The 10133-nt window shown below is 64.5% G+C and carries 7 protein-coding genes and 1 pseudogene; 4 read left to right on the forward strand and 4 right to left on the reverse strand.

The window, feature by feature from the left end:
• Positions 1-96 precede the first annotated feature (96 nt).
• Positions 97-1450: pseudogene (locus A5779_RS02650) on the reverse strand (IS1634 family transposase).
• 457 nt (positions 1451-1907) lie between these two features.
• Here A5779_RS02650 and A5779_RS02655 point away from each other — a divergent pair.
• Together A5779_RS02655 and A5779_RS02660 are read left to right on the forward strand one after the other, a co-directional pair.
• Positions 1908-2270 carry a hypothetical protein gene (locus tag A5779_RS02655; RefSeq protein WP_064878676.1) on the forward strand — a complete coding sequence of 121 codons (363 nt, stop codon included), beginning with the start codon at positions 1908-1910 and terminating at the stop codon, positions 2268-2270.
• Positions 2271-2378: 108 nt separating this feature from the next.
• On the forward strand, positions 2379-2843 hold the full coding sequence (locus A5779_RS02660) for a hypothetical protein (protein ID WP_064878678.1): 465 nt from the start codon (positions 2379-2381) through the stop codon (positions 2841-2843).
• An 88-nt stretch (positions 2844-2931) separates the two neighbouring features.
• Here A5779_RS02660 and A5779_RS02665 read toward each other — a convergent pair whose 3' ends face one another.
• Positions 2932-3774 carry a DUF5336 domain-containing protein gene (locus A5779_RS02665; RefSeq protein ID WP_064878681.1) on the reverse strand — a complete coding sequence of 281 codons (843 nt, stop codon included), beginning with the start codon at positions 3772-3774 and terminating at the stop codon, positions 2932-2934.
• Positions 3775-3832: 58 nt separating this feature from the next.
• Positions 3833-5500: a type VII secretion protein EccE gene (gene eccE / locus A5779_RS02670; RefSeq protein WP_236734626.1), complete on the reverse strand. Its 1668-nt coding sequence runs from the start codon at positions 5498-5500 to the stop codon at positions 3833-3835.
• Between the two features lie 174 nt (positions 5501-5674).
• Here eccE and eccB point away from each other — a divergent pair, with 174 nt between their 5' ends.
• Both eccB and A5779_RS02680 read left to right on the forward strand, forming a co-directional pair.
• Positions 5675-7183: a type VII secretion protein EccB gene (gene eccB / locus A5779_RS02675; RefSeq protein ID WP_064878685.1), complete on the forward strand. Its 1509-nt coding sequence runs from the start codon at positions 5675-5677 to the stop codon at positions 7181-7183.
• 56 nt (positions 7184-7239) lie between these two features.
• Positions 7240-8607 (forward strand): hypothetical protein, encoded by a 1368-nt coding sequence (locus A5779_RS02680; RefSeq protein ID WP_064878686.1) that lies wholly within the window; start codon positions 7240-7242, stop codon positions 8605-8607.
• A gap of 16 nt (positions 8608-8623) precedes the next feature.
• Here A5779_RS02680 and eccD read toward each other — a convergent pair whose 3' ends face one another.
• Entirely contained in the window at positions 8624-10123 is a 1500-nt protein-coding gene (eccD, locus tag A5779_RS02685) for a type VII secretion integral membrane protein EccD (protein ID WP_064878687.1), read from the reverse strand.
• Positions 10124-10133 lie beyond the last annotated feature (10 nt).

The following is a 10133-nucleotide window of genomic DNA, read 5'->3' on the forward strand; positions in this document are numbered from 1 at the left end:
AGGGTTGCGCGCACTGCCCTTACTGGGCGCGCAGTCCCCTCACCGCCACCGCCGGCCAGTGCGCGCCGGCACAGGACATGAGTTGGGTCATTTGGCTTAGTGCCTTGAGTTTTCGGTGCGGAGGGCGTTGAGGATCGCTTCGACCTCGGCGTTTACCGCGGGCGCGAAGGTCGTGACGGTGCCGTTGACGTCGATGGTGGCCGAGCGTAGAGGTTTGAGGGTACGCAGGAACCGGCGTAGCGACAGGCCGGTGCGGGTCTGCACTTCGCGGCTTAGGGCCAGCGCGGTGAACACGATGGTCAGGTGCGCTTCGATGGCATCGCGGGTGCGGGCGAACATCGGCCGGGCGGCAAGGTCAGTCTTGGACATGCGGAAGGTCTGCTCGATATGCCACAGGTCGTGATAGCTGGCGATGACCTCGGCCGCGGGCATGAGCTCGGCGTCGATGTTGGTGACATAGCCTTTCAATCCGACCAGGCGACCCCGCCCGCGCCAGTGATGCCGCATCGAGTTGTTGTGCGCCGTTACAGGTTGTGACGAATCGTGGCGTGCGAGCAGCTTTATCGCCGTCGACGACGGCGCGGGCTTTGGCTTCCTGCAGGTTGATGGTCTTGTTGTCGCGGACGGCTCGTTTGGTCGAGTACGCCCACACCGCCCGCCTCGACCGGGTGTGCACGGCGGGGTTCCAGACCGGTTCGGCCTTGATTTTTGGGTTGCTGGTCTTGGTCGCGGCGGCGCGTTGATGACGCGGGGTGATGGTGTAAATGATCTGACCATCGGTGAAAACCTCACCGTGCCAATGGAAATGCGATTCCAGATCACCCGGGGCGTTGGTGACCCGAGAGCCGACGATGAACCGCAACCCGGTCTCATCGAGGGCCCCCAGTTTCGTCGCTGAGAGCATCCCGGCGTCCGCGACGACGACCATGTCGGTGATCTGGTGGCGGTCTTGGAAGGCTTTCACGATCGGGATGATCGTGGTGCGGCCGAGTTCGGCCAGAATCCGGTCGACATCGAGCAGGCTGGTCGGTTCCACCACACGCGCAATCACCAAGTCCGGGAACACACGATCGTCGACCGCGGCGTCAAAACCCAGGTCGGCATAGACCCCGGCCAACACGTCGTAAAGCATTCCGCTGCAAGACTTGAGCACCCGCGGGATCGCGACCAGTCGCGCCCTACTCTGCCCATCAGCGGTATCGGTGAACAGGGTCGCGGTCGGCGGGGGCACCACCTCGGTTTTGACGGCCTTCGGGGTGATTCCCAGATCCAGCTCACGATGGCCGTCATCGACCAACAGCTGACGGGCCTGCTCCATCAGCAGGCCCAGCTCGGCTTCATCACGGGCGGAGCCGATATGGCGAACAATCCGGCGCCGGCCATCGACCGACTCGACGATCTGCACCGCGGTGGCACCCGAGGCGGTACGCACTCGTCGAATCCAGACCATCCAGTGAGCCTACCGACACAATTTAGTGCCTTACAGGTGCACTAAACCAACATAAAACCCTAGGTCAGCACGTCGCCCCCCAGATCTGACTAATGTGACCCAACTCAGGTCTCAGCGACCACATCGCGGCTTTGCGCCGTTGACCTGACCGCGCACGGACGATTAGACGCGCTCGCGCACTCCCAACCCACTCCCCGTCGTGGCAAACTACATTCCAGGCAACTGACAGCAAGTCCGAGGGGGAGTTGTTCATGGTCGGGTGGAAAGCAATGGCATGTCTTGGCGCAGCCGCAGCGCTGGCGGCTGGCTGTGGAGGTCCTAGTCAGAGCCCCACAAAGAGCCCAACAAACCCGTATCCAACGCCCGGCGACAAACCCCTGGCCGGTGTCAACGTAGGCGAATGCATCCCCTCGGCGAACGTCGCTCAGGATCTGCCTGGCAACGTCTACTCCGTGGCATGCCCAAAACCCAGCTCACCTACGAGCTGGCAGGCAAGGGTCTGGTCGAGAAGGGTTGCCCAGACGGTAAGACCCCCGATCAAGACACCGCGTATGCCACGGTGACCAGCACCGACGCGAAGACGCTTACCAATCCGAAACCGAAAACCATTTTGATGTGCTTCGCGCTGAACATGATTCCCGGAGAGTGCTATTGGGAGACCAACGGGCACTTCAACCACGCGCCTTATTGCCAGTCGCTCGCGCCACGATTTCGCGTGGTCAGCCAAACCCCAGACCCGGACGGACCCTGCGACCCGGCACACACTCGTTACACCTTCCCCGTGCCAGCACGCACGATCTGCCTCGAGCCGGTCAGTTAGCCTCAGCTGATGTCGAATACGCCTGAGCCCCAGGCATATTCAGGCCTTCCTCCGGGAGCACCAGAGTCCACGCCGCCACCTCGGCCTCCCGATGAGCCACAATTCCAGGTGCGCGTTGCCAAGCACACCGGGTTGCTGCTGGTGTGGTTCAACCAGCGACGAACCGTGGTGGGCAGCTATGTGGAGTGTGCGGCAGCAATCAGTGCGGCACAGCTTCACAACTGGGCTACCGGCTGGCGGAGCGTCGGATCTCTGCTGCGGAACCCGATCTCGCTGCGCGCCAATGCGAATGCCCGCAAGACATTGCGGCAGCAGGCCGAGCAGGCCAGCGCCTACTCGCAGTGGTGGGCAACCTATTACGGCGCCGGTGATCCGCACACCAAGATTTGGTCGCCGCCGCCGGCTCCGCCGGCCCGCCGAAAGTGGTGGCTGTGGATCCCGCTGGGCATCGTCGGACTCATCGTGGCGCTGATCGTGTTGATCTTCGTCATCGCTCTCATCTCGGTCATCATCGACCGCATCAACCCCGACCCGAAATCGAGCACGTACGGGCAGTCCGGCATCGAAAGGTAGAGACCCGAGACTGGAACTCCTACCGACCAGCCCTCGCTGCGTCAAAGGTCGCCTGGTGCCCGAAGGCTCTCGCCGAACACCCAAGCGTCTAATTGGACGACGCTTCACCCGAATTCTGGGTGGGGGCACCCGCCTGCGGTGCACTTTGGGCTCCGCCATGTCCATAGCTCGGGATGCCGGGATCGGGGGCGGCGGCTGCAGCCGGTGCGCCTGCCGATCCCCGCTGTTGTGGAGCTGGCGGATAGCCGCCGTACTGTGCGTACCGCTCCCGCAGCGCCTCATAGGACTCCTGGGCGGCGTCGGCGGCCTGACCGCGCGTACCGGCCGTGCCCCGCGCGTCAGCGGTTGCCGCACTCTGCCCCTGCCCGTACGCGATCCCCTGCCCGGCGGCGGCAGTCTGCGGTGGCGCCTGCTGCTGATATTGCATGGCGTAGGCCTGATAGGCCTGGGTGTACTGGGTGTAGGCGGCGTAGTCGGGCCCGCTGTCGGGCGCACTGTCTTTGGCCCGGCCCTCCATCACCAGGGCGGCCACCGCCGCGATGGCCTGCAGGGCGTTGACCACGACGACAACGGCCATCGCCCAACCGGATCCATCGGCCTTGATCCACATGCTCAAACCACTGAGGAAACCCGTCACCGCGAATGCGGCCACAATCCAGCCGTGCCGGTCCTGCCCGGGTATCCAGCCCACCCCGGTGATCGCCGCGGCCAGCACGCTGAACCAGACGACCCAGCCGGGGAGCGTCGGCGCACCGAAGCTGACGCCGAAGGTCACCACACCGAGCACTGCGACGGTCATCCAGAAGATATTGGCGCGCTGGGCATTATCGTTCATCGCCGCCGCGGTACTGAACGAATACTCGCCGTATGCGTCGTTGGGCGCACCGTATCCGCCGCCGTATTGCGGCTGGTAGCCCTTCGGATAGGTCATGGTCGCTCCCTGTGTGTTCGATCGACTTTGACGCGCTCCCAGCAATCAACCTAATAGGTCAGTCGGCGGAATCGAACGAGGATTTGATGTATCGCATCTCGTCGTCGGTGGCCACCATCGTCACGACTGCCGCACCCGAACGGGTCCCGACGCGCACCACGTCCCGGTCGGCGTCGATCAGCTGCAACGCCACGTTTGCGCCGCGTGACGGCCGCGCATGCGGTGGTTTCACCACGATTGCGGTGACTCCGACGCGGACTCCTTGTTCGGCGACCCCGTCGAACATCTCCACCGAGTAATTGCGATCCGAGCCGGCCTGCATGGAACCTCGGTTGAAGTCGCTGACCCACAACAGGTTCTGGTCGCCAACCTGCTCGACCATGTCTCGCCAGGCCGCGGGCCTGCGGGTGTGCACGCGTACCCGCGCCCCCAGCGCCAGCGACCGGAGCACCGCTTGCTGGGCCAGGTGCAGGGTCCCGCAGATCTCGACCCGCTCGATCTGCGGACCGAACAACGGCAGCGCCACGGCTCGGCCGTGATCGTCGGCACCGATGACCTGCCCGCACCCCGACACCGGAATGGCCAGATCTGCCAGCACGTGCTCCGGGCCCGATGCCCACCTTTCGATCAACCGTCGCGGCGGCGGCAGCGGCAGGCTGGAGACCAGCGCCGAATACTGGTAGCCGCGTAGGGGGCTCACGCCGCGCAACCGCACCCGGGTGCGCCCGTGACTGTCGAACCGGGCCAGGCCCCGAATCTTGATGCCGCCGTTGCGGTCGTCGCGGCGCAACGAGATACACACCGTGGTCGAGTAACTGGGAATGGTCCACAGCAGACCCAGTCCGGCGGTGGTGAACATCGATGGCTTCACCGAGAAGCTCCGCAGCTGGAAGCGGCCCTCCTCGCAGGTGAACCAGGTTTCTTCCACACCGTGCAACGCGACGCCGTCGGACAGTTGATTGGTGGCCAACGCGATCTCGCTGGCGGTCATGATCTGAGGCCGCATGCCTGCTTCGGCGAGCCGGTTGGCCACCCGCCTGGTGGCCGTGGCCGCAGTCCGGATGATGCCTTCCCGACCACCACCCCGATTGCGCACCGCATCCGGGCACAACGTCGGGTCGAACCGGACAGCCACCCAGACATTGCGCTGCGCGATCGCAGGAAGGGGACCCAGCACCGCGTCGTAGATGGCTGCGATGTGCCCATGCCCCTGCGAACGGGCGCCCTGGCTGATCACGTCGATGGAGTCGAGGGTGATATCGAACTGCTGCAGGCAGTCCGCCACCATCTGGATCGACACCATGTCGCCCGACACCGTGACACCGGGCTCCATGACCGTCATCGCCTGCCGGTTCTCCTGAATCCGCACCAGCGACAGCAGAGTTTTGCCGTCCCAGTGGAACCCGATCTGGGTACCGTCGCCGAGTTCGGCGTCGAACGGCTCCAAGCGGACCTTGCGCGAGGCCCGGCGCCGCCGTTGGCGGGAGTAGCTCCACCGGGCCGCGACCCAGCGGGGCAGCGTATTCCCGCGCACCCGAACGACGAACAACAGCGCCACGCCCAGACCGGCGGCAGCCCCATACCAGCCCGGCTGGTGCAGCAGCAGCGCGACGGTCAGCCCGATGGCGATGAACAACTGGACCAACAGCAGGTCGAGTAGCGGCAGTATCCGCTGCGGCGCAATGCCGGCTGTCGCCGTGAATTCCCCTGGCTCAGCCGTGTCCACTCGGCCCGATTGAGCCCTCCTCCGACCCTTCAACGCCCCCGGCCCCTCGTTCCCTGAGCGATTGCTTTCGGCGTCAGCCGCTCACCAACCTGTGCTGTACCCTGATCGTGCCCTTGGGCTAACTGCTCCTCACCTGCGTAGGAGCAATTAAACAGAGGCTGACGGGGGGCAGCTATGCCAGCGCAAGTTACCACGCGCGCACAGGTCAACGGGTATCGGTTCCTGATCCGACGCTTGGAACATGCGTTGATTCGCGGAGACTCGCGCATGATCCATGACCCTATGCGTGGCCAGATGCGGGCACTTCTGGTGGGCGTCGTGATTTCCATCCTGATCGCCGGGGCGGCCGGTGTGCTGGCCTTCTTCAAGCCGATGCCCAACTTCGGCAACTCCACGATCATGCTCAGCAAATCGAACGGCACGCTGTTCGTACGCATCGGTGATCGGTTGCACCCAGCGTTGAACCTGGCCTCGGCGCGTCTCATCGCAGGTAAGGCCGACCCGCCCAAACAGGTGGACGACAAGTTCCTCAACACCGTCCCGTTAGGTCCCATGGTGGGGGTGGTTGGTGCACCTGCCGCCATCCACCAGGGCGACGACATGGGCATGTCCTCGTGGACCGTCTGTGACAGCACCCAGACCCCGAAAGTGACCGAGACCGTCGGATCCTTCGCCGTCGAAACAACGGTGTTGGCCAACAACCCCGTGCTGACCGCTGACATTCGTGCCGCCGCGCCGTCCCAGATGCTGTTGACCCAGGCGGGCGACACCACCTTCCTGATCTACAACGGCGTGCGGGCACCGATCGACCCGACGAACCCCGTCCTGCACAGCGCGCTGCGGTTGGACGGTGCCGAGGTCCGTGAGATGTCCACCGGGCTGCTCAATGCGTTCCCGCTCGTCGACCCGATCGTGCCGGTCACCATCGACGGGGTCGGCCAATCCACCGGCTATCTTCCCGCGAAGTACCGGATCGGTTCGATCGTCAAGTCGGTCGATTCCCGCGGCGAACAACTGTACGTAGTCCTGCGTGACGGCCTCCAACCGATTTCGGAGGCGACGGCCGACATCATCCGCTACGGCGACCACATGTCGCCGTCGGTTGCCGAAGCCGAACCCGTCTCACCTGCCGTAGTCAGCGACGTCCCGAACGTGCACACTCTGCACGTCGATCACTACCCCACTGCCGCACCGGAATTCATCAGCACCGAACCGGACCGAGTGGTGTGCATGTCGTGGCAGCGCGGAAACACCGCGGCCGAGGCCACCACCCGGCTCCTGGTAGGCCATCGCCTGCCGCTTCCCAAAGATGCGCTCCCGGTGCGGCTCGCCACCGCCGACGGCAAAGGGCCGGGCCTCGATTACGCCTATCTCAAACCTGGCAGCGGCGAGTACGTACAGGCAACCGGGGGCGAACCCGACAGCCGCGCCATGGGGCAGCTCTTCTACATCGCCGACACCGGCGTGCGCTACCACATCAAAGACCTGCCGACTTCCGCCGCACTGGGCGTGGTCGGTGTCAAGGATCCCGATGGCCCCAACGAGGTTCCGCAGTCCGCGCCGTGGCCGGTGATCAGTTTGCTGCCACCAGGGCCCGAGCTATCACAGCAGGCCGCGCTCATCGCCCACGACGGGATGGCGGCCGATCCCGACGGTTTCAAGGTGAACCCGCCGAAGGGGTGAGTTCGTCGCAAAGTGACATCGGCAGTTGCTCTGGGGGGGAATTGACGGATAACCCTGTGGATGCGCCGCTGCCGGCGCCGCTGACCTTGTGGGCACGTGTTGCCGCGATGAAGGCCGTTTATGCGCTGTGGGACGACGACTCCGGTGACATTTCGGATCCGCACAGTCCTGCCGGTGTGCTCACCGGTGGCCGCATGCTGGTGGGGTTCGGGAGCGAAGACTGGTTCGAGATCGTGCGCTATTCCGGTGACCGTGCGGTGATGTTCGGTGACTCTGAGGGATGCTCATCGATCCTGTCGAACGTTCCCGCCCCCATCGACCTGCTCGCCTACGCGCCGGCGTGGCTACCCATCGAGGTATTGTCCCCGAAGGTAATTCGTGACGAAGTCAGCTTTGTCCACTGGCAGGACGGTGGCCACCACCATCGGGCGCCGGTGGTGGCGGATACCCCTGACGCAGGGCTCTTCGGCGCGTTTCTCGGCATCGACGGTGTCTTTGATTCACTTGTGACAGAGGGGTTTATCGAGTTCGACACCGAGATGTCAGACGAGATCGCCTTGTACTCGGAGACCATCCAGGCCAAGGACGGCATCGCGGTCTCGGATCCCGGTCCGGAACTCGGTTGGGCGGATTTCTCTGCGGAACCGGCCGCAGCACCGTTCTATGACGAATATGCACCGCTCCGAGAGCTGCTCGAGGGCGCCGACGCCTACTCCGTCACCCCAGCACAACTCCTGGCCTTAGCAGCAATCAAGGGGCGCAGCAATATCGATGCGGCAACCCGGTGGCTTGCCGCGTGCGGTGTCATGGCGGGTTCGGTCCCGCCGTGTGAACCGGATCCCGACCCCTTCACCGGGATACGAAATCGGCGCAAACTCACTGAGACGCAACACCTCGACCAGGTGAAGGACTGGTTGATGACGTCGCGAGAGAGGCCCCGGCCACCTTTACCGGTGTCGAGCGTGCTCGGCAGTGTCGTCGGGGCGATACTGCCGATGGTGCCGGACGGCGCGGAGTTCGACGTCACAGCTGCGGCAGACGGTGCTTCCGTTCAACTGTCATCGAACGTCTTCACTGAGTTCCCGACGATCGCCGAGGCGCTGACGGCCGACGACGTCTACGAATTGCAGAAGGAATGGGGTCGGCTCGAACCCATCTACTCCCGGCTGATGAAGCTGTGGGAGTCCGAGCGCGATCCTCACCATGGCTCGTGGATGTTCATCAGACTCATGATGAGCGACGGTCGTCTCCATATCGAGCGTGCCTATGATCACTGGCCGGCCTGGTTTCCCGATGAACCTGCGGGTCTCGTCCTGAACCGGGAACGCTTGATCAACGAATTCGGTTCACGCTCATCGCAATGGCGCCCGGCATGGTTCGACGGCCTACTTGACGGCTACGCATTGGAAGACGTCGTCTGGTGATCGGGCGATAAGCGGGCTAGATCCGCAATTCCCGGAAGAACGCGTACAACCCGATGATCCAGCAGGCCAACGGAAACACCAGACCGATGGCGAGGTACTCGAGGAGCTCCACCCGCCGCCGCATCACCGGCGAGAACTCCAGCCGCGGCGCGACCAGCCCCGTCAGTACCACCAGGACCAGCAACCCGACAGCGGCCACGGCCCCGTTGACCTGCCACCCGTCCAGGTGGGTAGCGGTTTTGACGATCATCGCCAATGCGACGACCAGCCCGCCGCCGATCAACATGGCCGACTGGACCAGGTCGTGGTGGCTGCGTCCACGAAGACACAGAACCGTGGCCACGGCGATGGAGAAAGCCGTTCCCTGCCAATAGAATTCGTTGCTCAAGTCGACTGCCAGATAGCAGCCGATCGTTGCCGCGATCGCTGCGGCGGCAATGATTCCGCTCAGGTACTCGTTGGCGCGGCGGACCCGTTCGGTCATTCCCTCCTCGGTGGGGATGACCTGCTTGCCGATGGCATTGACGCCCTCCACCGTGGTGCCGCCCTGGGTCTCGATGTCGTCGAGAGGCTCCCCGGCGGTGGGGACCCGTGGCACCGGCAACTTGGACAACATGATGGTGGCCCGCGGCGCCAGATAGACCACGATCACCGCGACCGTGGCCAGAATCGCTCCGACCGATCTCGGATTGGGGTGCAACAACATCGCGGCCACGGCCGCGGGCGCGCACAACACCGACACGGCGATGACCGCGGTGTACAACGCCCGGCCGCGGCCGGAGATGAGCAGAACCAACAGGGCGACGATCGCGGTGAGACCCAACGCCATCGGCAGTGCCGCGACGCCGTGACCGCCCGGGATCACGTACAGCGCACCGCCGAACACCAGCGGCAGTGCGACGCCGCCGAGCCAGGCCGACTTGTTGCCGTCACCGGTCCGGTACGGCAGCGCGCAGGCAACGGTGGCGCACACTATGCCGGCCAGCAGCGTCGCGATCGCCGCGACCGGTACCGCGGGCAGCAGCGAGACCGCTGTTTGCCTGGGCAGCAGCGCTGCCACCACGGCGCCCAGCCCGACGCTCAGGCCGAACCACGTTGCGATCCAAGCATTGTCGGTGAACCACTGACGACGATTGTCAACCTCGCGGGAGACCATTTCGACGTCGTCGAACAAGAGCGGCGCGGCGGGAACACCCACCTCCCGCACCACCAGCATCTCGCCGTCGTAGATGCCGGCCTCTGCCAGCGATCGATTCGGGTCGATTGCCGTACCGCCGAGCCGCGCGAAGGTCCATTTGCCTTCGCTGTTGTCGAACTCGACGTCGTCGGTTCCGCTGTGTATCGGCACTTGATCGTTCGCCAGGTCGATGACGTCGTTGATCACCGCAGCGATGCTGGTGTGTGTCGGCAATCCGACATCCAGCAGCATTCCGCCCACGAGTACCGCGATCCGGCTCAACTCCTGCTCGGATTCGGATTCAGAATCCAACTCCGACAGCGACGGCGGCAGCGTCATCGGATAGTGC

It is taken from the genome of Mycolicibacterium peregrinum (assembly GCF_001665625.1).
Taxonomy (GTDB): Bacteria; Actinomycetota; Actinomycetes; order Mycobacteriales; family Mycobacteriaceae; genus Mycobacterium; species Mycobacterium peregrinum_B.